The 26255-nt window shown below is 63.5% G+C and carries 14 protein-coding genes and 1 pseudogene; 3 read left to right on the top strand and 12 right to left on the bottom strand.

The annotated features are described in order from the left end of the window. Nucleotides 1–47: 47 nt before the first annotated feature. A complete protein-coding gene (locus tag ACQU6B_RS02405; protein WP_430868449.1) occupies nucleotides 48–1385 on the bottom strand; it encodes an extracellular solute-binding protein in 1338 nt (445 codons plus the stop codon). A gap of 66 nt (nucleotides 1386–1451) precedes the next feature. Continuing rightward, complete coding sequence (locus ACQU6B_RS02400; protein ID WP_430868448.1) at nucleotides 1452–2675, bottom strand: ROK family protein; 1224 nt, start codon at nucleotides 2673–2675, stop codon at nucleotides 1452–1454. A 219-nt stretch (nucleotides 2676–2894) separates the two neighbouring features. Between ACQU6B_RS02400 and ACQU6B_RS02395 the strand changes: the two genes are divergently transcribed. Then, nucleotides 2895–4418 carry a polysaccharide pyruvyl transferase family protein gene (locus tag ACQU6B_RS02395; protein ID WP_430868447.1) on the top strand — a complete coding sequence of 508 codons (1524 nt, stop codon included), beginning with the start codon at nucleotides 2895–2897 and terminating at the stop codon, nucleotides 4416–4418. A 26-nt stretch (nucleotides 4419–4444) separates the two neighbouring features. On the opposite strand, the gene ACQU6B_RS02390 is transcribed toward ACQU6B_RS02395, so the two are convergent. Continuing rightward, on the bottom strand, nucleotides 4445–6802 hold the full coding sequence (locus tag ACQU6B_RS02390) for a CDP-glycerol glycerophosphotransferase family protein (RefSeq protein WP_430868446.1): 2358 nt from the start codon (nucleotides 6800–6802) through the stop codon (nucleotides 4445–4447). A gap of 264 nt (nucleotides 6803–7066) precedes the next feature. On the opposite strand from ACQU6B_RS02390, the pseudogene ACQU6B_RS02385 reads away from it, so the two are divergent. After that, nucleotides 7067–7993: pseudogene (locus ACQU6B_RS02385) on the top strand (polysaccharide pyruvyl transferase family protein); the annotation flags it as partial. Nucleotides 7994–8566: 573 nt separating this feature from the next. Here ACQU6B_RS02385 and ACQU6B_RS02380 read toward each other — a convergent pair. The 3 genes from ACQU6B_RS02380 to ACQU6B_RS02370 form a co-directional block, all read right to left on the bottom strand. Next, complete coding sequence (locus tag ACQU6B_RS02380; protein ID WP_430868445.1) at nucleotides 8567–10774, bottom strand: bifunctional glycosyltransferase/CDP-glycerol:glycerophosphate glycerophosphotransferase; 2208 nt, start codon at nucleotides 10772–10774, stop codon at nucleotides 8567–8569. A 162-nt stretch (nucleotides 10775–10936) separates the two neighbouring features. Further along, nucleotides 10937–13579, bottom strand: a complete 2643-nt coding sequence (locus ACQU6B_RS02375; protein WP_430868444.1) for a stealth conserved region 3 domain-containing protein — start codon at nucleotides 13577–13579, stop codon at nucleotides 10937–10939. Continuing rightward, a complete protein-coding gene (locus ACQU6B_RS02370; protein ID WP_430868443.1) occupies nucleotides 13576–14418 on the bottom strand; it encodes a hypothetical protein in 843 nt (280 codons plus the stop codon). Before ACQU6B_RS02370 ends, ACQU6B_RS02375 begins: the two co-directional genes overlap by 4 nt. A 239-nt stretch (nucleotides 14419–14657) precedes the next feature. On the opposite strand from ACQU6B_RS02370, the gene ACQU6B_RS02365 reads away from it, so the two are divergent. Further along, entirely contained in the window at nucleotides 14658–17120 is a 2463-nt protein-coding gene (locus ACQU6B_RS02365; protein WP_430868442.1) for a glycosyltransferase family 2 protein, read from the top strand. 46 nt (nucleotides 17121–17166) lie between these two features. On the opposite strand, the gene ACQU6B_RS02360 is transcribed toward ACQU6B_RS02365, so the two are convergent. The 6 genes from ACQU6B_RS02360 to ACQU6B_RS02335 form a co-directional block, all read right to left on the bottom strand. Continuing rightward, the gene (locus ACQU6B_RS02360; RefSeq protein WP_430868441.1) at nucleotides 17167–19629 is read right to left on the bottom strand and encodes a glycosyltransferase family 2 protein; all 2463 of its coding nucleotides are present in this window, start codon (nucleotides 19627–19629) and stop codon (nucleotides 17167–17169) included. Between the two features lie 96 nt (nucleotides 19630–19725). Further along, entirely contained in the window at nucleotides 19726–21180 is a 1455-nt protein-coding gene (locus ACQU6B_RS02355) for a DUF6395 domain-containing protein (protein ID WP_430868440.1), read from the bottom strand. A 136-nt stretch (nucleotides 21181–21316) separates the two neighbouring features. Continuing rightward, a complete protein-coding gene (locus ACQU6B_RS02350) occupies nucleotides 21317–22579 on the bottom strand; it encodes a nucleotide sugar dehydrogenase (protein WP_430868439.1) in 1263 nt (420 codons plus the stop codon). A 62-nt stretch (nucleotides 22580–22641) separates the two neighbouring features. Continuing rightward, entirely contained in the window at nucleotides 22642–24687 is a 2046-nt protein-coding gene (locus tag ACQU6B_RS02345) for an acyltransferase family protein (protein ID WP_430868438.1), read from the bottom strand. 86 nt (nucleotides 24688–24773) lie between these two features. Beyond that, nucleotides 24774–25130, bottom strand: a complete 357-nt coding sequence (locus ACQU6B_RS02340) for a hypothetical protein (protein ID WP_430868437.1) — start codon at nucleotides 25128–25130, stop codon at nucleotides 24774–24776. A gap of 133 nt (nucleotides 25131–25263) precedes the next feature. Continuing rightward, nucleotides 25264–26250 carry a malate dehydrogenase gene (locus tag ACQU6B_RS02335; RefSeq protein WP_430868436.1) on the bottom strand — a complete coding sequence of 329 codons (987 nt, stop codon included), beginning with the start codon at nucleotides 26248–26250 and terminating at the stop codon, nucleotides 25264–25266. Between the last annotated feature and the right edge of the window lie 5 nt (nucleotides 26251–26255).

Below are 26255 nucleotides of genomic sequence, written 5' to 3'. Positions count from 1 at the left end.
CGCCTGCGGGGTCCCGGCCCGTCAGAGACGGGACCCCACCGTGGCGACTAGTTGTTGAGCATCGGCGTGATGAGCGCGTCGTACTCGGTCGCTAGGGCCGCGATGTCGCCGCCGTCGTTGACCTTGCCGAAGAACTCCTCGAGCAGACCCGAGCCCTCAACCGCGGCCCAACCCGGCGCTGCCGGCGTGAGCTTGGAGTTGGAGGCCGACTCGACCAGCGCCTGCGAGAACTCGTTGTCCGGCAGTGCTGAGGTGTAGTCGAGGTTGCCCGGGCCAAGACCAGCACCCGCGAGCATCGTCTGGTAGCCCTCGGAGAAGATGATGGTCATGAGCTGCTTGGCCGCATCCTGGTTCTCGGAGGCAGCGGAGATGCCGATGTTGGATCCACCGGCGAACACGGGAGCCGCGCCGCCGTCGACGCCGGGCAGGACGAACACGCCGTTGATCTCGTCGTTCCAGGTGTTGGTGGGCTCGCCGTCGTCGCTCGTCCCCGCGTCGCCGATGCAGCAGCTTGCCCAGGAGGGGGCGATGATCGTTGCCGCCTCGGGCTGGCCCGTGGACTCGTTGTCGTTGAGGTTGACCCACGGGGTGGAGTCAGCCTCGTTGACAGCGGCGAGGGAGGACGTCTGGTAGAGGTCCTGCAGCTGCGTCAGACCCTTGATGGTGTTGGGGTCGGACAGGGTGGAGACCCAATCGCCGTCCTGCTGAGCCGCGAGCTCGCCGCCATTGGCGAAGACCCAGGAGATGCCATTGCGCCAGTCGGAGCCGCCGATGTAGAACCCGGACATGGTGTCCGTGGTCAGGGCAGCCGCGTTGGTGCTGAACTCCGCGAGCGTGGTGGGTACCGAGACGCCCGCCGCTTCGTAGATGTCCTTACGGTAGAAGTTGTAGCGCGAACCGAAGTAGTACGGCAGCGCGTAGTCCTGGCCGTCGACCTGGCCGACGTTGACGAACGACTGCAGCAGGCTGTCGCCGCCGAGCTCGTCGTACATGTCGGTGAGGTCGGTGAAGGCGCCGACAGTCGTGAAGGTGGGCGACCAGGTATTGCCGATCTCCGTCACGTCCGGGGTGTTAGCCGCGTCGGGAAGCGCGGTGGTCAGCTTCGCGATGGCGTTGCTCCAGTCCTGCTCCTCGATCGTCAGCACGCCTCCGTTTTCGGTCGCGTAGGTGTCCTTCAGGTACTGGCGCAGGTCGTCGTTGGTGTCGCCACCCATCAGCCACAGGGTGATGTCCGTGGGCTCGGCGGCTACTGCCGCGCCGGTGGCGCTGGTCGACGCCTCAGCCGAAGTCGAGCTGGTGTCATCGTCGCTGGAGGTCGAGCAGCCAGCGAGTACGAGCGCCGTTGCGGTCGCTGCGGCTGCCGCTCCGATCATCGTCTTCTTCATAGCGGTGTCCTTTTCTTGGTTGCTGCCGTGACCGCCATGGCCACGTCGTTGTGGTGCGAAACGGAGTTAGTAAACTCCGAGTTGGCCGGTGAGGACCATTACTACGGCCCCGAGCACGATGATGTCGCGCCCGAGAGTGGTCATTCGGACCGAAATGTCGCCCACAAATTCGGGCATCGTTCGGTCACGAAGGGTGTCGGCGAATGCCGCGAGAAGCGGCCCGTCGATCAGTTCGGAGGGGCCGCTGAGCACGACTTCCCCCAAATTCAGGGCACCCACGATGGGTGCGGTGGCGATGCCGAGGCGCTCGCCCGCGGCGCGCAATACGGCGTCGCGCTCGGCCTCGGTGGTCGCGTCCGCGAGCCGTGCCTCGATCCGGGGCGTCGCCAACCAGGTCTCAAGGCAGCCGGACTTGCCGCAGATGCAGGTGTCGCCTCCGTCGGTGCCAACCACGACGTGGCCGATCTCGCCGGCCGCGAAGCCAGAGCCGTAGACCTGCTGCCCGCCCACGATGAGCCCGGAACCTACTCCACGGCCCGCGCGGACCAGCATCATGTCCGCGCCGCCGCCACCGAACGTGCGCTCGGCTAGCGCGGCGATGTTCGCGTCGTTCGCGACCTGGACGGGCAGTCCCGAGCGGGAGGACAGCAGCTGCTGAAGCGGCAGGTCCTTCCATCCCAGGTTGGGTGCGCTGAGCACGGTGCCCGTGGAGTCGACGATGCCGGGGCTGCCAACTCCCACACCCAGGATGGGCGCGGTCGCCGCGGCGACGAGGCGCTCGAGGATGAGGGCAACGGCCTCGACGGCCGGCTCACCCGAGACGCCGACGACGTCGACCTCCTCGCGGTGCAGGACGGCGCCGTCGAGGTTGGTGAGCACGCCTCGGAACAACGAGTTGTAGGAGAGGTCCACGCCAATCACGACGAAGCCGTCCCGGTTGATGTCGAGCATGGTGGCGGGCTTGCCGGGACGCGACCCGGCGCGGATGCCCAGCTCAATGACGAGGTTCTCCGCGATCAGGTCCCCGATCAGGTCAGAGATGGTGACTCGCGTCAGCCCCACCTCCCGCGAGAGATCCGCGCGGCTGAGGCCTTCGGCGCGGTACAGCGCTTGGAGGACCAAGGCCCGGTTATGGCTGCGGGCGTGCTCCGGGAGGACTCGGGCGCCCGCCTGGACCGCGCTGGCCCAGACGGTGCTCCGTGCGGGGTTCGCCGCGACAGACTCACCGGTCCGGGCAGCCGGAATGGCCGCCTTACTCGAAGAGCGTCGCTGCACTTCCTCTGTTGTCATGTTTGTTAGTAAAGGTCACTAACAATCAAATTGCAAGCCCAAGGTCCTGGATTTCTCAAAAAGTTACCTGCCCGTAACACGGGTGCCGCCCCGAGTGCTTTGGCGAAGCGAAGGTTAAATGGTGATGAACATGCGCGCGCGACCCTTGGCTGGCAGTCAGGGCGCCGCCTACCATGGCCGGGCGCGGGCACGAGGCCCGGCGGGAGCGCTGAGGGCACCATGAACGTAGTTGTAATCGGCGATATTGGCTGGCAGTACCTCTATCACCTAGGCGACGAGGCCATGACCGAGGCCGCCATCGACCAGCTACGCGAGCGCGGCATCACCAACATCACCTTGGTCGCCGGACAGCCGGAGGTTGCCGAACAATTCTACGGATTGCCGAGCGTGGCCAGGGCCGGGTTCAACACCAAGTGGTCGCGCGACGGCAACGAGGGCCACCTGCGGGTGATGGAGGAACTGCTCGAGTCGGGAGACTTCGAGGAGGGCGGCATCCATGCCGCCATCCGTGACTGCGACGCGGTCCTGATCGCCGGCGGCGGCAACCTGAACTCCACCCACTTCCACCACCTCTACGAGCGCCTCGCGGCCAAGCGAATGGCGGAATTCTTCGGCAAGCGGCTGTACGTCACGAGCCAGACAGTTGGCCCCGTGTTGACCCCAGTCGACCGCGAGAAGGTGGCGGAAATTGCGGACTACGCCGAGTGCTTCGGCGCACGCGAGGAGTCTACGTACAAGCTGATGACGTCGCTCGCGCAACGCCCCGAACGGGTGTTCCACACCATGGACGATGCGGTCATGCTGCGTTCCGATGCGAAGAGCGTCGCCGCCGTGGAAGCGATGGGGCTTCCGGACCGGTACATCCTTGCCTCGTTCTCCAACGGGCACGGCACGGCGTTCAAAAACGCCCATTCCTATTACAGAGCGATGGCCAAACTGATCGACCAGTTGGCGGTGCGCAACGACATCGACGTCCTGCTGGCCCCTCACGCGGGATCCTTCGATCCGGCCCGCACCACGCGCGACCAGGACAGCGACCTAGCGATTGCCGGGTACTCCACGAGCGGACGCGTCCGCAACCTGGGGTTGATCACCGCACGCGAGGACGTTGCCCTGATCGAGCGCGCCGCGCTATCGCTGTCGACGCGCTATCACGCGGCCGTCTTCGCTCCGGCAGCCACTACCCCCACCGCGGCCATCGCGCCGTCGTACTACTCCTCGATCCGCATGCGCGGCGCTCTGCGCAACGTTGGCGCGGAACGATTTGTGGTCCCGGCCGTGTCGATGCACCTTGCGGTGGACGCGTTCTCCGAGTTACTCGAACAGGACGAGGCTATCCGGGCGCATCTCGCGGGCACGCAACGAGTCACGGTCGGCTACCAGTCCACGTGGTGGGATGCCATGACCCAGTCGATGCTTGGCGGCGAGTGGCGCGATCCCGGTCACCTACCGCGCGTCGAGACCTATGTGCCCGTGGGCGAATGGTCCGCGCAGAACGAGAAGGTCATCCCCATCTTCGACCAGTTCACCCAGGAGATTGAAGCGCTCCGCGGCGACAATGCGGCCCTCAGGGACCAACTGATGACCGAGGAGAGAATCAACATCAAGAGCGAGGCGCTTCTCGCGCGTGCTCACGACAACGTCGAGCGGTATCGATCGCGGAAGGTCGTGCGGTTGGCGAACATGGGGAGCCAGATGGGCCGCAAGCTCACCGGTGCGTCCCGCCCTGAACCCGACTGCTAATGATTGAGGCGCCCGTAGTCGGGTGCCTAGAGCCACTCGCGGACGATTGACGCGAGCCGCGCGGTGGCGCCACCGTCGTCGTAGGCGTTGAACCTGGTCACCCAGGCGTCGTACCTGACCGACTCGGCACCCCTGCTCGCCCAGGCGCGACGGACCGCATCGGCTAGCAGGCGTTCCTTGCGGATCACCTGTCCGGGGGCCTCGCTGTCGAGGTCGAAGTAGACGCCCCGCCCATCCTTGGAGTAGCGGTCCATGTCCGGGGTGAAGAACACGACGGGCCGGCGCGTCGCCGTGAAGTCGAACATCACCGACGAGTAATCGGTCACCAGGACGTCCGCGATCGCCAAAATATGCGACGAGTCGGGGTAGCTCGTGACGTCGAGGACGTTCGCGGACCGGTGGTCCGAGCCGCCACGCAGGGTCGCGCTATGACCGCGCACCACCAGCCGGTAGCCGGCGCCGAGGTCCCGGGCAAGGGACTCGACGTCGCAGAAGGCGCTGCGCCCGCGTTCGGCCTCGCGGAAGGTCGGAGCGTACAGAACGACTGTCTCGTCGGCGGCAATTCCCAGCGCGGCCCGTACCTGATCCCGCTTGCCGCCACCGGCGGTGAGGATGTCGTTGCGAGGGTAGCCGATCTCCGCGATCTGGCCGTCAAACGTGTACGCGCGGCGCAAAATTTCCGTGGAGTAGGCGTTCGGGGACACCAGCAGGTCCCACTTTGAGCTTCCCCACGCGAAGCTCTTGGGAGTCGAGGCCCTGCCCTCGTGCTGCGACCGGTCAAAGCCCAGTTTCTTGAGCGGCGTCCCGTGCCAGGTCTGGATGACCTTCTGCCCGGCCCGCCTCTTGAAGTAGCCGGGGATCCAGCTGTTGTTGACCACCACTCGCGAGGAGGTCACCGCCTCCCACCACTCGGCGGTGCCCATGACGACCGGGATGACGTGGTCGGGCACCTCGACGGAGTTGTCGGATACCCCGACGTAGACCTTGGGGAAGTCGTCACGCAGGGCGTCGGCCAGCGGCGCCGGGTTATCGGAAAAGGACTTCCCGAACCAGCTCTCCAGGTAGAGGGCTTCTTTGATCTCTGGGCCGCGGTTCGCGGGCGCGGTCACGGTCTTGAGCCCGGGCGCTCCCACCTCGCGGTCGCCCAGAGGAGCCGCCGCCTCGATCAGGATGGCTCCCGCGCGGTCGCGCTCGACGCGAACGTGCACCGCGTCACGCTTTTCGATCATGGGCAGCGACTGCTCCAGCAACCTCGAAACGCTCAACTTACGTTCGATAACGCCGTCGTAGGCATCGATCGAGTAGCCGCCCGATGGCAGGGGGCGGTCCTGCCCAAGCCAGCCGGCGGCGTGCAGAGGGATCCGAGATTCGAAACCGTTGCCCTCGAGAATAGCCAGGTCCCCGGTGGCCACCACCCGGGCACCCTTCAGGGTTACAGCCAAGGGCGCGACCCCGGCGTACGTTCCCCGCACCACGAGTTCGCGTCCGTCCTCCGCGATCTCCACCGAGTCCACCGTGCAGCCGGGGTCGGCTGGCAGAATCGTCACGGCCCCCTCACGATCTGCGGCGATCGCGAGGTTGGTTCCCGGAACGTGTACCGGTGCCGGCAGGCACTCCGGGGGCGCGTGCAACAGCCTGGTTGCACCCGAGCCGTCGATGAGTTCGATGCCCGACTTCAGGCGGGAGGAACGCTTCTGGCCGAGAGCGCTGAGTTCCAGGTGGACGGCAGCCACCTGCCTGTCGTCCGGGTCGGGCTCTACGCGCAGCGCCGGCCCGCGGGCCAAGTCCGACCATCGTGCCCGGACGGGCAGGAAGCCCGCCGGAGCTTCGAACTCGAGTGAGCATCGGCCGGCTGCGGAACGGACCCCGCCCGGCACGATCGAAGGCCGTCCCAGGACAATCGCGACCCTCAGCCCGCTGCGGGCACTCCAGCCAGGCTGGAGGTAGACGCCATTGCCCATGGCGTGCGCGCCTAGCGACCCCGCGGACCCTCGCTCGTAACGTCGGGAAAAGTTCGCCAGCACGCACACATGCTCGAACTCGACCCCTAGTTCCACGACATAGTTCCCCGGGCGTTCCCGGTCGGGGACGTCAAACACGATGTCGAACCCGGCATCCGCGAGACCGTAAGCCGATTTACTACGCATGAGGTTGGGCAACGGGGAACTGGGCGCTGGCGTGACCTCCCCCGGCACCCGCACTACCGCGCCGCGGAGTTGGGCGCGAACGACCTTGGCCGTTGTAGGCCGCGCGGCACCCGGTATAGCGCAGAAGCCCTCGACCCGGAGCGCTCCTGACGCGTCCGCCCTGACCGTCAGGAGGTTGAGCTCGGGAACCGGGACCGGGGGCTGCTCGACCTTCACCGCCATCGCCAGCGCGGGCACGATTTTTGGGGCACGCCGTGTCGCGTATTTCCCCGTTTGGGCGCTGAGGCGCCGGCGTCCGGCTCCGTACCAATCCCTCAGATCCCTCAACTTGCCCGTCCCCAACGTCACTCTTCACTTCACTTGGCTCATCACGACTCTACAATCTTGGCTGGCAAACCGCTGTCGCCGTCGCACGTGGCGGACAGAACGCCTGGCCCGAATACGCGCCAGCGACGCCGGTACACTGGGGGCGCCCACTTATTGACTCTTGAGCAGGACACCATGAACGTAGTTATCCTCGGCGACATCGGCTGGCAGTACCTCTATCACCTCGGCGACGAGGCGATGACGGAAGCCGCCGTTGACATGTTGAGCACTCGCGGGGCGGACACAATCACGCTCGTCGCCGGGCTGCCGTCTGCTGCGGAGGCGTTCTACCACCTGCCCTGCGTGACGCGGGTGGGCTTCAAGTCCAAGTGGAGCCGCGAGCAGAACGACCAGCATCTCGCGACGATAGAGCAGTCGCTAGCCGCCGAGATTCACGACGGCACCATCTACGCTGCGATTCGCGACTGCGACGCGGTGCTCATCGCCGGCGGCGGCAACATGAACTCGAGGGATTACCACCTCCTGTACGAACGTCTCGCCGCCAAGCGCATCGCCGAACACTTCGCGAAACCGCTCTATGTGACGAGCCAGACCGTGGGGCCGATGCTCACAGTTGAGGACCGCGACCGAGTAGTAGAAATCGCGGACTATGCGGGGAGCTTTGGGTGCCGAGAGTCGACCACTACCGCGCTCATGCGAAAGCACGTCGCGGATCCCTCGAAGATCCATCACACGCTCGACGACGCCTTGCTGTTGGAGGCCGATGATGCCGCGCGCGAGTCGGCCCTCGAGCTCTCAGGTACGAAGCCGTACGTTGTCGCCTCCTTCGCCGACCACCGTGGAACCATTTGGGCGACGAAGCGCGAGTATCAAGCGGACCTCGCCACCCTGTGTCGCGAGGTGGCAGAGCGGCTAGATGTTGACGTCCTCCTTGCACCCCATGCTGGCTCACTCGATCCAAGCCAGGAGAACCGGGACCAGACCAGCAACGCCATCATCGAGAAGCTCGCGGACTCCCCACGCGTCCGCGCGACTCGCATGATCACGGCGCGCGAGGATGTCGCTCTCCTAGAGCGCGCAGTGCTTTCGCTGTCGACGCGTTATCACCCGCTCATCTTTAGCACCGCGACGGCCACCCCTGCCGTGGCGATTGCCCCGTCCTACTACTCGTCTGTTCGCATGCGTGGCGCTCAGCGCAACTCTGGCTTCGAGCGGTTTGTGCTACCCACGTCGTCCAAGCATCTGGTCCTTGACGCCGCCGTCGAGGCGGCCGGCCGAGGCGAGGCGCTGCAGACGGCCCTGGACAACGCGCGCGACCAGACAACGGATTTCCAGCGACGATGGTGGGACGCGCTCGCTGACGCGATGCGCACCGGAGCGAACGTCGAGTTCACCGCGGAGCTCCAGGCCACCACTTACGTGCCGCGCGGCGAGTGGTCAACTGCGAACGAGACCATCATCCCCGTGTTCGACGCCTACGCGCAGGCCGTCGACCTCAGCCGAGAACTCACGGTGACTTTGGCCGATGAGCGAACCGAGAATGAGCGCCTGACTAAGAAGCTGGCGTCCACCCGCGAGGCGCTCGAGCGCCTGCGAAGCCACAAATTGGTACGCGGCGCCGCCTGGGCACGCCGCAAAATTCCTGGCCGCTAGCAGCTCACCCGGCGCGAGGGATTACGCCTTGCGCTCCATCTGCCAGGTAGTGAGGGATGGGCGCGCGGCACGAGGAATATCGTCCCGGCGCACTCCGTCGATCACGCGTGCCACTACGTCGCGCGCCGCGTGGCCCGTGTCGAACTCGCAGAATATCGCCTGGAAACGGAGTAGCTGCGCCTGATTCGAGCTTGACTCGTAGTCGCGGGCGCTCAGGCACGAGGCGAGGTCGGCCGCACTGTGGACCACACTGCCTGGCGCGTCGACGGTGATGTCGAAGTACGTGCCCCGCTCGTGACGGTACTGCTCCCAGTCGGGGGCGAAAATGACGATCGGCCGGCCCAGATTGGCGAAGTCGAACATTGCGCTCGAGTAATCGGTGATCAGCACGTCCGCAGCGAGGTAGAGGTCCTCAATGCTGGCGTAGTCGGTGACGTCCATGATTGCCGGGTCAAGGTCGGCGCCGCGTTCGCGGCCGGCTAGGTAATGCCCTCGCATCAGGAGGACGTCGCCGTCGTCGAGCGCGCCTGCGATCTCCTCGATCTCCCTCATCGAGATGGAGTCCCAGTCCCTCTCGCGGAAGGTGGGAACGTAGAGAATGACTCGCGCGTCGGCGTCCACGCCAACCCGTTCGCGGGCCTCGGCGCAGGCGCCGATCCCGGCGTCGACGAGCACGTCGTTGCGCGGATACCCGTACTCGAGCGTCTCGCAGCTCACGGGGTAGCTGTGCTTCCACACCTCGGCGCTATACGAGTTGGAGACCAGGGAGTAGTCCCACTGCTGGCAGCGCTTCAGCAGTCCGTCAAACCATGCGACTTCCTGACCACGTTCCTCCATGCCCATCAGCTTCAGGGGCGTGCCATGATGCAGCTCGGTGAAGACCTGTCCCGGGCGCTTCCTCCACCACGCGGGCAGGTTCACGTCTAGGAAGAAGTACTTGGCGCTCGCGAGCGCGCGGTAATACTGGTGGCTACCGGTCACCACGTATTCCATGTGAGCCGGGACACCTCCCCTGTCCTTGTGGTTGACACTCCAGACGATGCGCATCTCGGGGTGCGTGCGACGAATCTCCCGGTCGATTGCCAGGCAGTTCAGCCGCGGGGAGAGTCCCCACAGGTTCTCGAGCACGACCATGCTGCCGTCGACCCGCGAGAAGCGGCGGTGCAGGCGGTAGAAGCGCTGGTTGTGATAGATCCTCCTGAGCAGGGTCTTGCCTGCGCGGAGTGCGGACCGCGAGCCCGACTTGATCCGGTTCAGCGACTCGATCACCAATAGACGCATGGAGAACGCGTTGTAATCCATCGACCACACCAGGCGCATGAGCTTCCACTTGTCTCCCGACGTGGGGAGCGTGTAGCCCGCTGGCTCGTGCGTCTTCACAATGCGACGGGCCTTGGTGTAGAACTCCCGGTGGAGATTGCGGGGGATGCGGTTACGCCTCGAGGTGGTGAGGGTGACGATGTTGCGGAATCCTCGAGTGAAGATCTCGGCACGCATCGCGTCCGGAATCTCCAACTCTTCCAAGCTCGCCATCAGCCTGTCGAACTGGTCGACAATTTCCAGGTGGCGAGCGTCCGTGCTGCGCAGAATCGAGCCGGAGGCGCGCTGCCGGTACATGTAAAGGGGCTCATCGACGCCGATGATGGAGCCCGCCGAGGCCAGTAGCGGGTACGTCCACGGGATGTCCTCGTAGTAGCCCACCGGGAACTCAATACCGGTTGCCTCGAGGAAGGACCGCCTGTAAGCCTTGTTCCAGGCAACATTGAGGACGTCGAGAATCTGGGTACGTTCCGCCGCCGTGAACGGCTGCTCCGCCTGCAGTGGCTCGCGCATGACGCCCTCTTCGGCCACGCCATTGGCGTAGAGGCGGCTGTAGCCGAACACCACGACGTCGGGGTTGTGGTCGGAGATGGCCGCGCGTAGCCGGTCGAGCGCGCCAGCGACCAGGTAGTCATCGCCGTCGATGAAGACGATGTACTCGCCGCGGGCCTCACTCATACCCAGGTTGCGCGCGCGCCCAAGGCCGACGTTCTGAGGGGGGCGGATCACCCTGACCGTGTCGAACAAACCCTCGAGTTCGTCCGCGAGGACAGCGGTGCCGTCCGTCGAGCGGTCGTCCACCACGAGCACCTCAACCGACTCGTCAAGCGCCACGGACATGACTGCCTGCCGCAGGTATCCCTGCACGTTAAACGCGGGGATGATCACTGAAAACTGAGGATCACTCACAGGTACTCTTTTCGATCTCTTGTATCAACGGAGCCAACGATCACTGCCGCGGCGCCCGGACATCGTCACGGGGCACAGCGAAGTGGGTGACCCTCATCTTCTCACGGGGAGACTGCCCGCCATTGTTGCGCCGATCCGGCAACGTCAAAGCGCTCGCCGGGGCTACTCCGCCGCGGTCCGCGAACCTATCAACGCTTCGAGGAATTCCTCGACGATCCCCCGCTCGTCCTGGTGCAGGGGGTCCTCCGGACGGGCCTCGCCGAGCGCGACGATCTCGACGTCCTGGTCCTCGAGGATGCTCGTCATCCGGTAGCGCAACAACGTTCCGTTGAGCCGCAGGAACCGATAGCTCAGCGAACCAGTCGAGTATCTGCCTGTGGCCCACCCGTAGTACTGGGCCAGCGAGGAGAGCGTCGATAAGTCACGGGGCGACCTGAAACCGCTACCCCTCGTGACGGCGAACTCCTCCGGGTAACGTTCCTCTAGTTCGGCCAGCACACTCTTCACATGAGGGTGAGGGGTGTGCAGCATCGTGTTCGTGTTCTCGAACCCAAATTCCTTGAGGATCAACTCGCGGTTATTGCCGGCGGCTTGCAGGTGCGGGGCATCCGAGTTCGCGCCGTGATTGACGTTCAGACGCGAGGGGAAGAAGCGGGCGACCCCATTCGCCTGGAAGAACGAGTCGACTGCTAGTGGCTTCGCGACCATGACGTCATCATTGAAGTAGATGAAGTGTTCGGCCAGGCCCGGGATCCGGTGGATGCAACTCTCGATTGCCCGCGAGTTGAAAACGGGGAGCACCTTAGGATCGGGGAAGATCTCCCGGTGACTCACGAACTTTACGTCGGGGAAATCCTTCGCGACGCGTGCGTGAACTTGGCCGTCGGTGACGATGTAGATGTCACGCACCCACGGCAGGAAGGCCCTCACGCCCGACACTGAGTAGTAGATCTCGTCTCTGCTCACGAACCTTGCCGAACTCACCGCGTCGTGGTCCTCGTCCAGCGCCGCCGCGACGGAATCGGAGGCGAGCCGGGCACGTCGCCGCGCGTCCCACTCGGGGTCAGCGCCATCGACCCAGGTGAACACCGCGTCAACGGGGAAGTCGGCCTGGTTCCAGGCGCGCTTGCCTGAGGGTGTCGCCGCCCCACTGCTGACCCATCGTTCCCAGGCGGCTCGGTCCACCCACTCCGCAATTTGGTTGAGCCTTGGCGCGAAGCGAGTGCCGTCGCCGTCGCTACGCCAGAGATCTACCTCGATAACGCTGTCGCGGTCAGCTGGATCTTCGCCCGGGGTGACCACGCGGATGACGTTCGCGAAGCCGATGGTGGCGGGCCGCGCGAGCGGCTCCTCCCAGGGGCCCACGTGGAGTACAGCGTCCCCTCGCTGGGCGACTCCGGCGAGCGCCAATTCTGAGAACAGAGTCTCAAGCGAGTCGATGACCGCTGGCCCCGATGCCTCGTCGAGGCCGAACCTTGGCGCGTTTGCGGAGTCCGCGATGCAGACGTATACCAATCCACGTTCCTGGAAGATTTCGCGTAGGCGGTCGGCAGCGGTCCGGTGCGGCAGACGGTCGGCTCCCGGTCGCGCAGAGGTGACGCCGAGCCACCGGCCTCCAGGATTTGCATCGGGCACTCCGCCGTCCCGCTCCGTTGCCTGAGCGTCGGGCATCTCCTCCGGCAGCGATACCGGGACACCTCGACGCACGGCCCGGTAGATCTCCTCCCAGCGACCGGCGATGTCCTCTGAAGTAGAGCTCTCGGCGCCGACCCTTGCGAGGCCCGCGTACTTCTTGAGCTCGGCGGGCTCGACCATCAGGTGTGCCAGCGCGACGCCAAAGCCGACCGGCTCATCGTCTGGAACCAGTAGACCGCCGCCCGACTTGACGATGTGCTCGGCGGGGCCGGAGGTCGTGTCGTAGGCGACCATTGGGACACCGGCCGCCGCGGCCTCGAGCCCCAGCATCGGCACGCCTCCGGAGTTCGACATCGAGGCAAAGATGGAGGCCTTGGAAAGCTCGGCGGCCATTCTCGACGTGGCGGGAATCACGTCGACCATCCCCGCGAGGCCGCTGCGCCATATTGCGTAGCGCGCGTCGCCGGCCTTGGGCCCGTCCCCAAAGATTCGCAGTCGCCAGCCGGGCACGAGCTCGCTCGCCGTTTGGAAGGCCTTGATCAGCTGCGTCAGTCGCTTGGAATCGTCGAGCCTTCCGCCCGCTATCACCAGGCGATTCTCAAGCGTGCTCCGGGGCCGGAAGCCGCTGCTTGATACTCGCTGCATCACCTGCGTGGGCGGCGCGGCCGCTCCGATCCGCGCTTGCAGCCATTGGGCATCATCTTCCGTCTGGCTCACGAGGAGGTCCAGGCGTGCGCCGTGGCTCAGCAGTGGGCTAAGGCTTGTGCCCCGGTTCGCGCTTGCGCAGTGCTCGACGTGGATCACCCGCACGCCGTCCGGGACGAACTCCACTGCCAGCGCCGCCAGCGCCGGGGTGGACGTGACGACGATGTCGGCCTTGGTGCCGCGCAGGTACGACGCGAGCTCGCGGTCGGAGTCCGCCGTGTGCGTGTCGTCCCACTCGGGAGGAACCAGTCGCGAGACCTTGGGTGAATCCGCGGCGCCGCGCGCGTCCAGCAAGTACTTGAGGCGCGCCCCCGTGGGGGGCTCGAAGTAGGGTCCGCTAAGGGTGCGGAATACGCCGACGATGCAGACCGAGTTGCTCCTCGCCGCCAACTCGGCTTGCGAGAAGGTGCTGCGCTCGACTCCGGTACCGGCGTCGGGCGTCATCAGCAGAAAATCAATCCTCATGAGGCGTCCTTCACTTGCGTAGAGCTGACCAGCACAGCGAGGACACCTGCGCGGGAGATATACGGCTTCCAGCTGCTGCGGATGCCGGACGAGACCTTGGAGATGTCTCCGTATGACGTGGTCTTGTCGGGATGGTTGTAGTCGAGCGCCGGGCCGTGGAGCTCACGAGCCACACCCGCGCCGTCTTGCAGGGAGACGTCCCACCGCTGAGCTTCTCCGGAATCCGGCGGTTCAAGATCCGTGAGCCTCACCACGCCGACCCCGTCGACCACCTCGCCGATCACTACCCCCGTGCCGCCCTCGCGAGCTATGGCCACTAGGCGCTGGTTCCCGTCGGCGGAGGACGCCTCGATCCGGAGCGCGTCGGGCCCGTAGTAGTTGAGGGACACCAGGTGTGGAAGCGCGTCACCTGCGGTGATCACGATGCCCACCGCGCGGTCGAGCAACGTGATTGCTGCGGCGGGTTGTGCAAGATCCGCGACCTTGCCGTCCGCCATGGGTTCGTCGGAGAGCGACCGTCCCTGAGGAGGCGGGAACGTCGAATGAGCCTCTCCCCCATCCCCGATGCCGGTGAGTCGGTAAGTACCGGGAGCCACGCCGAGGCCCAGCAAGTCGACCACCCAAACGAGGCTTTTGCCCTCCGTCGAAGGTGCGGGTAAGGCGACGGTAGCGTCCCCGACAAGCTGCAGCCGACTCAGGCCAACGCCGGCAAGGACTGAGGCATTCAAAGTGCGGCCGTCGTGAATTGCGAGGTACTCGAATCCATTACCCTGACGGGCGTTGCGCCGGTCGGTGACCATCTGGTCGGCATCGGAACGGACTCTCTTGAGGCGTCGCACGAGTCGTCTTATTAATGGCTTCATTGTCCTCGAAAGCATATAGGGCAACCGCCCAGGACGCGGCCCGGCCCGGCGCCCGATTTGGGAAGCTAACTCTCCTGGCAGGTTTGCCGTGACCTCGCACCGCGCGATACTTGAACCGCTGGGCAGTTTGTCCCACCATCCGTACGCTCCCGCCAGACCCAGGCCCGCACGGGCAAGTCGGTTAGCATCACTTGTAGTTCGGAAGGAATACAGAGTTGAACACGATCCCCGCCATGCATCCACTGGTCGCCTCCAGCCTCGCCGAGCTCAGCCTCTCCCAGCGCGAAAACATCGCTGGAGCTGCTCGTCTGGTGTTGCACCGCGGGCTTCGCGACAGAGCCGACGCTGCGCGCCACGTCCTTGCCGCGGGGGCCCAAACAGGCGGCACGTGGGAATCGGTCAAACTCGTTGCCGGCCAAGCTCTAGCAACTGGCGTAGAAGGCCTGTCACGCGAGTCGGCGCCATGGTGGCGCGCGCTTGGCGAGATCACTCTTCTCCACGGGGACCAACTGGACGACCAGGCGCTGGCCGAGGGGTTCTTCGAGGTCGCGCGAGTGCTGGATGGGCACCGCCACACCAATCTCATGGAGTACTGGGCGATAGTCCAGACCCATTTCAATAGGGGCGGAACCGTCTCGCCCGCCGCGCTTCCTCCCGCACCCACCTGGCTGCCGCCAATCGAGTCCGACTTGATAGACCTTGACGTCCTTGCGTCCAGCGCGGGGCGCGAGTCTGGGCAATGGCTACGGGAACTCAACGCCCGCATTTTCGAACCAAGCGGTCTCAGCCCAGTCCGCCTGCGTCCCATAGGACGAACGCTTTTTGATCGGGTCGAGGGATCCTCAACCCCGACCATTTCCGACGGCCCCTTGGTCAGCGTCGTGATGACCACCTTCCAACGCGACGAAGAAATCCTCAACTCGGTGCGCTCAATTCTCGCGCAGTCATGGTCGAACCTAGAGTTACTCATTGTGGACGACGCCTCCGGGCCCGAGTTCGAACCCCTGCTAGCGACGCTGGAGGGACTGGATCCCCGCGTGCGGGTGATTCGACAGAGGGAGAACCGCGGCGCCTACGTCGGCCGCAACACGGCTCTCGCCCAGGCGCAAGGCGAGTATGTGACATTTCAGGACGACGACGATTGGTCTCACCCGCAGCGGATCGAGCGCCAGTTGGCTCCCCTAATAGACGACCTGTTGGTTCATTCGACCCTAAGCCTCTGCTTGCGCACTAGTGAGGAACTCCGCTTCAGGAACTCCGCCGCGCCAGCGAGCACCACGAATTCCTCATCAATTATGTTTCGCGCTCGCGATCTCTCCGTTCTTGGCGGCTTCGACACCGTGAGGAAGGCTGGTGATACAGAATTCATTCTCCGATTGAAATCCTCATTGCCAGGCCATCAGGTAGTCGTCGAGGAGACGCTGGCCTTTGTCCGCCTTACCCAGGGGTCCCTCTCGCGAACTGACTTTGGCCCGGGACGGTCCCATCCGACCAGGCAAGAGTATTGGGAATCCTCGGCGTGGTGGCACAGCCGAATCTCGCTTGGCGCACACCCCTTTCTGGAGGCTCTAGACGGGCGGCGGTCATTCCCCGCTCCACGCCGCTTTATTGACGCGTCTCAGTTAGAGAACGCCCGATCCGACTACGAGATCGTGATTGCCGGCGACTTTGGCTCAATTGCTCCATGGCTTTCCCGCACTTGGGAACTCCTACAGCTCGCTATCAACACAAACACGACCGTCGGAATCATCCATCTCAGCGACCCAGCTGGACAATCAGGAAGGTTGACGCGGATAGCACCTGAAGTGCGCCAGCTCGTGAACGACGGAGTGGTCGACCGCATCCTGCCTAACGATGACGTTCGGATCAGATCGCTTGTCGTTGCCGATGCCTCCGTGTTGGAGGTCCAGGATCCCGAAAGATGGTCCGCGTTATGCTCGCGCGTTACCTTGGTCGCAGACAGCCAGCCGGCCGAGTCAGGTTTTAGCTCGTTGTGGAGCATCCGCGATGTCTCTGCGAATCTTGCGAGCATGTTCGGCGCTACGGGGTGCAAGTGGTTCGCTTTAAGTGAGGATATCCGCTCCACTCTCCGCGCTTTCGGGGCAGAGTGTTCAGAACGTCTCCTGCCCTTTTCTGTGGACCCCACGGCCATGGCTGTCGCGAAGAGGCAACCCGGTCAGACGCCAACCATTGGAAGGTGCACCCCACCTGACCGGGACGGCTGGCCGCAATCAAGCGACGGGTTCGAGAAGGCGTACCCGGCAGACGGCACGGTAGATGTACGCCTCTACGGGGATGACCGGGCGCTTAATTACGCGAGCCATCCACTACCGGATCGCTGGCTAGTCCTGCCTTCGCATGCGAGTCACTTCGCAGCCTTCATTCAGCAACTCGACTTCTATGTCTACTTCGCAGAGGGCCCGCCGAGCAGGTCGGAATTTCGGGCGATGCTCGTAGCGCTGGCCGCAGGACGAGTTGTGTTGGTCGACTCGCGGTTCGCAAGCCAGTTTGGCGACGCGGTCGTGAGTTGCACGTCGGATTCTGTCGTTGCAGTGATTAAGCAACTGCATCATGACGAGTCGGAGTACGAACGTCAGGTTCGCCGAGGTCGGCAACTGCTGCGCTCGAGATCGCCGGGCTCTGACGCAAGCCACTTACTCACACAAGATCTCTTCTAGCGCCTCGTAGGCGGGTGTCGGGACCCCGCGATGGTGAAGCGCCGAGCTATGGCGCCAGCACCAAGGCCTCAGCCAGACTCGCCTCCGTGGTTTTGTCTGCTAGCCACTTTCTAGCCCTGGCGACCTGGGCGGCGTAGGCATCTCGATCGGCGTACAGCGCTCGCACGGTAACCAGGGCGTCCTTCGGTGTCGCATACACTGCCGCTTCTTCGAACACTGGCTCCAGGACGCGGTCCACGATCAGGATTCGACCTGCGGCTATCGTCAGCAACATCGCATCCAGGCAAGGCTGCTCAAGAGTGTCGGTGCACGACTGATGCACGTAGAAATCGAGCTGCTGGATGAAGAGATCTACCGAAACGGCGCCCTCCGCAAAGTGCAGCCATCGCGCAGGCACTTCCCCGAGTGCATTCTCAACTGCCCGGACGCTCCCAAAGATGCGCACGTCTGCCTCGCCGGTATCGGGATACACCGCGTTCACGTCAGCCAGCGACTCCGGCCAACCTGCTTTATCCGAACCCGTGATTCGGCCAATAACTGGCGTACGGAGGGTCCGGCGAGACGCGACGCGAATCGGGTCTACGAAGCTAGCCATCGGCATTGGGTCGCGCGCCACATCGACACCTAACTGCTTAAGCTCCTCTGCGATGCGCGCGGACGCGGCAATCCACTGATCCACGGGACTCCCAAAAATCTGCTTTACAGCGACGCTGAAATCCCCGAAGTCCCAGGGTGAGCTCGCCGCGACCACCAGCGGGGACGATGGACAATACGTCACAACTCGCTGCGCGGCCAGACCCCATCGGTCTCGAGCGGCGAATTCGAGGAGCGCCGGGTCGGTTACTACGAGAAGCTGCACACGAAGCTCATCGCCAGGCAGAACTCGAGTCACCCGCTGTTCGCTCAGAAGTCGACGAACGCATGGAGCGAGCGCGGCCAGCTTGCCGTTAGTACGCCCCATGCTGTTCATGTCGGCAAGGCCAACTGTCGCCGTCGACTCCGAAAGCAACTTGGAGAGCAGGTGCCAGGCCATCCGGCCGGGAGCGCCGTCTCCGGAGAAATCACCCACCACCACTATGTCGATACCGCTCGCCTCCGCCGATGCGGCGGCGGCGCCCAAGAAACGGCGCGGCGCCGGAAATGCCCGTTCAGTCGCGGCTAGTGGCATCTTGGGAGAGTGCCCCAGGGCGACCTCACCGTGCCAGTGCTTTGCCGCGTCCCAGTACTCGGCTCGTGAAGGATGGCTCCATCCGACACGAAAGTCCGTCCTCGACAGCGAATCTGTCGACAGCCTCACAAACGACAGGACCTCCGGGAGCACCACCTGGCGCCCTGGCAAGGCGATCCTCAGGCGCGAAATGAGTTCGGAGTCGGCGCCCTTGCGTACCGTATCGAAACCGCCCACCACATCAAGCGCGGACCGGCGGAACATCAGCGACGACGCATTTGTGCGTGTCGGCGCTACGCCACCAAATCTGAATTGCAGGGCGTCGCTAGCCCGTAAGGAGGTGCTGAGCACCGAGTTGACACCTGGGTCACCAATCAGGAGTTCCACTTGGCGCTGAATACGCTGCGGATGAGACCAGTCGTCGTCATCCTGGAAGGTCACGTACTCCCCCCGTGCCACCTGTAGCGCGGTGTTGCGCGCAATGTAGGTACCGCCATTTTGCTTGAGGCGGATCACTCGAATCCGGCTGTCAAGCACCTCGACCGCGTCAAGTACCGAGGCGAAGTCAGAACTTGAAAAATCATCCACGACGATCAGTTCGATGTTCCACCACGACTGCCGAAGTATCGAGTTCACTGCGTGGATGATCTCGTCGCGACGCTGAAACGTCGTCATGATTACGGAGACAAGAGGGCCATCGGCCACCTCGGCACAATCGGCCGCATCAAGGCAGTCAAACGGCACCGCGGAATCGTCGCCGATGACGATATCCGCGTTGCCTTGACTACGAAAAACATAGCGGTTGAGATACTTCAGCCACTCCTCGCTGCGGACTCCCGACTGGAGGGACATGAGATCGAGCGTCAGGAAGTGTCGCTCAAAATCATCCATGAGTTTGGGAATCGGGACTCCTGCGATCAAGTCCTCCCCTCCGGTCACCCAGAGCACCTGCACACGCAATCTGTACTCGGCAAGGCTGAGCCAACGGTCCCCGTCGAGCGCGCCCGCCATATCGAAGAAACTGCGCGCCAACTGTTGGTGTTCGTTCTCCGTTGCGTGAGAAAACACGATCCGTCCCGCCGCGCGAAGCAGATAGCCGTCGCGGCGCGTCAGACTTTCGGTCGAGGCCGAGGAGCCCGGGCGCGCTCGTTCGACGAGCTGGTCCCAGTCCATCGTCGTGGAAAGGCCTCGCGCGACCACGTTGAGCACAGCATCCGACCCGTCGCGAAGAGCCCAACGTGCCAGGCGACGCGCGAAATCGCGTCCGTCCCTGCAATCACGGCGAATGTTATCGATGACCTGGTCGACCACCGCGGGCGAGAGGCTTGGGATCTTGTACATGTCACTCCTCCTAGCGGCCAACGGATCTACATTATGAATTCGCGACCCCGATCCAGGACCGCTCCGCGACCGAGTACCTTCCCGACGGAGACCTGACTACTTCCGCGTTCCGAGCTTGCGTTTGACTCCTGCGATCTTTCTTCCGACCGGACTCCGCTTAAAACGACCCCAGGAGGTCGTCGGCTGCTCTCGAAGACGTCGCAGGTCATTCTCCACTGCCGCGCCGCGCTTCGTACATTTCTCCAATTCAGCTTGCAATACCGCTACCTTCACGGAATTTTCGAACGCATTTGACAGCGCGCTGAATTGGGGGTCAGTTTCGACTATCTCAACCGACCAGGCCTCGAAGGACCGCTCGTCGGCTTCGGACATCGGGGCGAGATACTCATTTAGCTTGTCGACGACACCATCACGGTAACGCGCGGGAATCGCGTCCAGAGCCGGGCCGTAATAGCGCTTGAGCCAGCTCACGTCCATGCTGTCGCCCCGCACCCTGCGACTCAGAAGCTGGAGTTGGGGAATCTCCCCCTGGTAGTTACTCATGGCGTACGTGAGAACGCACTCGTGTTTGATGGGGAGATTGGTGAGGTAGCGCATCGGTTCGGGTGCAGCCAGACTGTTGGCAACCCAAGCCTCGGTAGGCCAGTTTCCTGACAAAGATGAGTCAAGGAGCGTCTTCCGGATACATTTCCAGCATCGCGCACACGGCGCCCCTGGCACGCCCCGGATGCAGGACTGAGCTAGTTGTCCACCTGGCGAGTGCCTCACAATCTCACTTGTGCCCACCTCGCTCACACCCGCGAGCGGGTTGAAGAAATCTAGACCGGCGGCCTCAAAGACACGCGCCCATCGAGTAAATATGGGGCGCGTGCTGTAGTCGATGTAGTGTCGCGTGCCAATGCGATAGGCCGACTCGGCGATGGTCCCCCAACTTACGGAACCAATGCCGTCGATGTCGGCATAGACAACAGCGGGAATTGCATTGGAATAATCAACCGGCACGCCCACGGGTGCGCGTACATGTTCAACGTCGCAATTCACCCTGCGCACTGTGCGCCCGAGCTCTTCCATTCCGTCGCACGCGTAAATAGCGGCGCTCTTGTCATACATCGACTTCTTCGCGCCGGCAAGTTCTGGGCGATCATTGAAGTAGTAAATCGTCTCGTCAGGCATCACCGCCGCGACTGCCACCGAGTCCACACCCCCGCTAAAGGCTAGGGCTGGGCGCGAATTCTCTGGGGCAACTCGCACCGCCTGCGTAGCAGAGATGGGCGAAACTGCAATCCCCATTTGCTCAGACACTGCGTCCGCGAACGTCTGGCTAACCGGGTGGCTGAGTTCCAAGGTTCCAGCCACCCAGGGCTGGACTACGAGTAGCGCAGTCAGCCCCAAAAGATCCGGGTGGATCGTGTCGAGTGTAAAGTCCGCGGGGACCTCCACCGTCATCTCGAACCGCGCCAGCTTTGGGCCGCTCTCGCTCGCATTCTCACCGAGGCTCGGCTCGAGTTTGAACGTGAGGTTCGTTGAATGCTGGCTGCAATCGACTCGCACAATGGGCTCCTGTCAGTGTCAATCTTCTTCGTAACGTGCGACTCTAATCGAGCCGAACCGTACTCTGCGCCGGCCAACCCGACATCTCGCTATTGCGATTGTGTTGACGAGGGATCGTAGAAATCAATTGCGGCGGTCACAACCGGTGGGAGGCACCGTCAGGGTTCGTGACGCCGCGAGTGTCGAAGAACAGGGCAGCGGCGTTGGCGTATGCCTCGGCGTCGTACGCGTCGTGGTTCTGCACAAAGATCACAAGGTCGGCCTGCGCGATGGCCTGATCAAGGTCAGCCACCCGCGTCATCGAGCCACCGTCGATAGCCCACGACTCAACATAGGGGTCGTGGAACGATAGATCCGCGCCTTTCGCAAGTAGAGCAACGCCTAGCGGACGAGCCGGCGATTCACGCTGATCTGCGATATCTGGCTTGTAGGTCACACCCAGCAACAGGACCTTCGACCCCTTGAGCGCCTTGCCCTCGTCGTTCAACAGGTCCTGAGACCGCTGCACGATGTACGCGGGCATCGCCATGTTGATCTCCTGCGCCAATTCAACGAATCGGAACGAGTAGCCCAATTCCGACTTGACTCGGTGACTCAAGTAATTGGGGTCGATCGGGATGCAGTGCCCGCCTACTCCCGGACCGGGATAGAAGGCTTGAAATCCGAACGGTTTCGTCTTCGCGAGCTTGATAACATCCCACAAGTCGATGCCCAGGTCGTGGCAGAACTTGGACATTTCATTCATCAGCGCAATATTCACGTGACGATAAGTGTTTTCCAGCAACTTGGAAGTCTCGGCCTCCCTGGTCCCCGACGCGCGCACCACGGTGTCGACAAAGCGTGCGTAGAGGTCAGCGGCCCGATCGGTCGAGGCCGGGTCGATGCCACCGACAACCTTGGGCGTGTTCCGCATTCCGAACTGAGCATTTCCGGGGTCGATGCGCTCCGGCGAGAAGGCGAGGTGGAAGTCGGTGCCTGCGCGTAGACCGCCCCGCTCAAGAATCGGCTTGACGATATCCTCAGTGGTCCCGGGATACGTGGTCGACTCGAGTACCACAAGCATGCCTGGCGCGAGCGCCTCTGCGATGGTCTCCGTCGCGGCGATCACGGCCGCCAAGTCCGGTCCACCCTCGGCGCTCAAAGGTGTGGGAACGCAGATTACTGCTGCGTCCGCGCCTCGAATATCCTCAACGTTGGAGGTCGCCCGGAAGCCCTTGGACTGCATCGTCGCAATGTCAGAGTCCGAAAGATCGTCCACGTGCGAGCGGCCGTTGTTTAACCCGTCGACTACGGATCCATAGGCATCAAACCCAAGAACGTTGAGCCCCGATGCTACTGCTTCCTTAGCCAGTGGCAGGCCTACGTAGCCTAGTCCTACAACGACGAGATCGACTGTCATGTGTGTGTACTTCCTTGGTGGCGGTGCAAGATTGTCACCGCGAGTCTACCGGACAGGCGCCGTTAGCCGCCTACGCGTGAGCTCACTATTGCGGAGAGTCGAGCGGTCAGGATATCTGTCGCGCTGGTGGCGTATGTGTTAGTGATGTGGCTGCCTTGCCGGTAGACCAAAACGTCGCCGATCACTGGCGGGCACATCGTCTCGTTGCAAAGCACATCAGTCATATCTATGACGTCCACGCTATTCACCCGTTCTGCCGCGGCAAGGAATGCCGGAGCGCCGCTGGCCTTAACTCCGCTCGCTCGATCAAAGGCACAAGCCTCTGGGTTCCCGAGGTGTTCCGCTAGACAGGCGGGGACCTGCCCCTCGAAAGCTTCGTCCAGGCCGACTGGGGAAGGGTTGTCCAAGAGCGCCACCACGTCTATACCCGCCTCTTCCAGAGTTTCCCATTGCTCCACGAGCGCATCAGTCATCGCTTTAGTAGTCAACTCTCCAGACTCGTCGAATGCAGTCGAGTGCCGTTGAGAAACGACAACGACGTCAGGCGCGTCGGCCAAGAGCAGCTCCGTCAGATTCGCGTTGTACTCGGGGCAAGCGTCGTAGGGGCGACCGTTGCTGTCCACCCGAAGCCCGCTCGAGAACCCGCAAGCCGATTTGGTGGCTCCAAGGAACTGCCAGCCCAAGCCCACCGTGGCAGCGTAGACCGCGTCGGACCACTGTCCAGCCTTAGAGTCCCCAGCCAATACGAGCTTCCCCGCTGCAGCGGGATCACCCATCTGGCACGGGCTGGGCTCTGTCGCGGCTTCATCGACTGCACACTCCGCAGTGACATTCGGCCTGTCCGTCGAAGATTCTTCGAGTCCCGGATAATAGGACGAGTTGCCATTCGGCATGACAACACCGGTCGCATCCTCCCCGTCAAAGTGCAGAGCACTGGCTCCAGTCACCTTGCCTACATCCGACTCCTCCGGTGCAGCACTCGCCACATCACCGACGAGCAAGCCCGCAATTGCGCCAATGGCGACGAGGTTCAAACCAATAGAAAGGACAACCTTCGGCCGTCCGGCAAACCGCTTGGCCCGGCGGATTGGGTTCTCTATGAACCGATAAGAGATCCACGCGGGGATGAACGACAGCGCGACCAGAAGCAATCCTTGCTTCTGGCCGAGTTCACCCCAGATCCATCCCGCCGTCACCAGCACCGGCCAGTGCCACAAATAGATCGAGTACGAGATGCCTCCTACCCAGACAGCGGGACGCCAGCGCAATAGCGCGGGAGAGTCTGCAGCGCTCCGCGATCCCGCCACGATCACCAATGCGGCGCCCAAGGTAGGCCAGAGCGCCTGCCAACCGGGCCAAATACTCGTCTCGTCAAGCAGAACCGCGGAGGATGCAATAGCGAGTAGGCCCACCCAGCCGAGAACTCTCGACGCAGCTTTGGGGAGCCGCAGCCATAGGGAGGCCCCTACAGCTATGAGCGCCCCAATTCCGAGCTCCCAGAGTCTCGTTGTTGTCACAAAGAACGCCCGGGCGGGCTCATCCGTGCTCAGCACTACCGACCACACGAAGGAAGGGACGGTAATTGCGAGCAAGCCGACGGTCGCTAGCGGAACCAGCCTTCTATGGGTCCGCTTCACCGCCAATCCGACGAGTATGAGCAGGATCGGCCACAACAGATAGAACTGCTCCTCGACAGCTAACGACCAAAACTGCTGGACGGGCGACGCGCCAATTCCTTCCGCCTGGTAGTCAACTGCTCTTGACGCAAACTCCCAGTTGACCAGTGACACCGCGGACCACGATATATCTCGACCAAACACGGAACGCTCGAGCGGGGGCGCGAAGGCCCACACGAGCCCCGCCGTTGTCGCCAAAACCACGGTCGCGGCCGGTAGCAGGCGTTTTACTCTCCGCGCATAGAACCGGGATATCGATATGCGTCCAGTCCTAGCAACCTCGCGTAGGAGCATTCCTGTAATCAGGAATCCCGAGATAACAAAGAAGACATCGACCCCGACGAACCCGGCAGGAACAAACGAGATGCCCGCGTGAAAGAGCAGCACGAGACCGACCGCTACAGCCCTGAGCCCCTCGATATCCGCCCGCATACGCGGAATGCCACCGGGTTGTTTTGGTGCTGCCAAACTGGAGGGCTCGCCCACTTCTCGATTGACGTCAGTCTTTTGAGTCTCCGTCATTTCCCCGAAGTCGCACCGTGCTCAGATGCACGCTGAGCATTCTCAAACCGAAGCGTCTCAATCGACACGACCAGGCGCCTCTGAGTCTCTTCCAGGTCGATCACCAACCGCCGCACATCGTGCTGCACTTCATCAAGTTGGGTCTCCACCTTGGATGACCGGCGCTTACGCGGGAGGAAGCGCTCGCGGCTACGTCGATCCGCCAGGAACAGGAGAGCGGTCAACAACACCACTGCGATTCCTACGAGAGACAGCGCGACTCGATCGAGCCCGATAACTGAGGTCACGACGATCGCCATTCCGACTGCCGCGCTGAGCACGACTAGGCGACGAAAATGGGCAAATTTACGCATGATTGCTCCTCGCAAGTGAAATGACGCTTCAGGCTAACGCACTAGCGCTCGTGCGACGATCCCGATGCGGCCGTAGCCTGTGACTGCTTCACCCAGAACGCGGGTACTCGCACGGTTGCGCAGAAACTCGTTTCTACAGCAGCCCGAGCTCCTTGACCGCGTCGCGCTCCTCGACGAGCTCCGCAACGGAGACATCAATCTGCTCGCGCGCGTAGTCGTCGATGGACAGCCCCTGGACGATCTCCCACTTGCCGCCCACGGACTTCACGGGGAACGAGCAGACCAGGCCCTTGGGGACGCCGTAGGAACCATCGGACGGCATCGCCACCGACGTCCACTCGCCCTCGGGCGTGCCGTTGACCCAGTTGTTCACGTGCTCGAGCGCGGCGTTCGCGGCCGATGCGGCGGACGATGCGCCGCGGGCGTCGATGATCGCCGCGCCACGCTTGGCGACGGTGGGCACGAACGTGTCGCGCACCCATGCCTCGTCGCCGATGACCTCCGGCGCGCTCTTGCCGCCGATGGTCGCGTGAGCGATGTCCGGGTACTGCTTGGCGGAGTGGTTGCCCCACACGGTGACGTTCTTGACGTCGCGCACCGGCACGCCGGACTTCTCCGCCAGCTGCGCGAGCGCGCGGTTGTGGTCGAGGCGCATCATCGCGTTGAAGCGCTCAGCGGGGACGTCGGGCGCGTTGGCCGAGGCGATCAGCGCGTTGGTGTTCGCGGGGTTACCCACCACCAGGATGCGCACATCGTCGGCCGCGCCGTCATTGATTGCCTTACCCTGCGGTCCAAAGATGCTGCCGTTGGCGGCGAGCAGGTCGCCGCGCTCCATGCCGGGACCGCGCGGGCGGGCGCCCACGAGCAGGCCGATGTTTGCACCCTCGAACCCGGCGACGGGGTTGTCGTAGATGTTGATGTCGCCCAGCAGGTCGAACGCACAGTCCTGGAGCTCCATCGCGGTGCCCTCGGCCGCCTTCACACCCTGCGGAATCTCGAGCAGGTTGAGGTTGACGCGCACATCGGGGCCCAGCAGGTGGCCGGAGGCGATGCGAAAGAGCAGCGCGTAGCCAATCTGGCCCGCCGCTCCGGTGACGGTGACGTTCACTGCGTTCGACATATCTT

This window comes from Demequina aurantiaca (assembly GCF_050598105.1).
In the GTDB taxonomy this organism is placed as follows: Bacteria; Actinomycetota; Actinomycetes; order Actinomycetales; family Demequinaceae; genus Demequina; species Demequina aurantiaca_A.
The sequence above is the reverse complement of the archived record's forward strand: the minus strand, read 5'-3'. Positions and strand labels throughout refer to the sequence as shown.

Excerpts from the sequence above, each read along its gene's own strand:
- ACQU6B_RS02405 (WP_430868449.1), bottom strand. The coding sequence starts at position 1,385 with ATGAAGAAGACGATGATCGGAGCGGCAGCCGCAGCGACCGCAACGGCG.
- ACQU6B_RS02400 (WP_430868448.1), bottom strand. The coding sequence starts at position 2,675 with ATGACAACAGAGGAAGTGCAGCGACGCTCTTCGAGTAAGGCGGCCATT.
- ACQU6B_RS02395 (WP_430868447.1), top strand. The coding sequence starts at position 2,895 with ATGAACGTAGTTGTAATCGGCGATATTGGCTGGCAGTACCTCTATCAC.
- ACQU6B_RS02375 (WP_430868444.1), bottom strand. The coding sequence starts at position 13,579 with ATGAGGATTGATTTTCTGCTGATGACGCCCGACGCCGGTACCGGAGTC.
- ACQU6B_RS02360 (WP_430868441.1), bottom strand. The coding sequence starts at position 19,629 with ATGTACAAGATCCCAAGCCTCTCGCCCGCGGTGGTCGACCAGGTCATC.
- ACQU6B_RS02350 (WP_430868439.1), bottom strand. The coding sequence starts at position 22,579 with ATGACAGTCGATCTCGTCGTTGTAGGACTAGGCTACGTAGGCCTGCCA.
- ACQU6B_RS02345 (WP_430868438.1), bottom strand. The coding sequence starts at position 24,687 with ATGCGGGCGGATATCGAGGGGCTCAGGGCTGTAGCGGTCGGTCTCGTG.
- ACQU6B_RS02340 (WP_430868437.1), bottom strand. The coding sequence starts at position 25,130 with ATGCGTAAATTTGCCCATTTTCGTCGCCTAGTCGTGCTCAGCGCGGCA.
- ACQU6B_RS02335 (WP_430868436.1), bottom strand. The coding sequence starts at position 26,250 with ATGTCGAACGCAGTGAACGTCACCGTCACCGGAGCGGCGGGCCAGATT.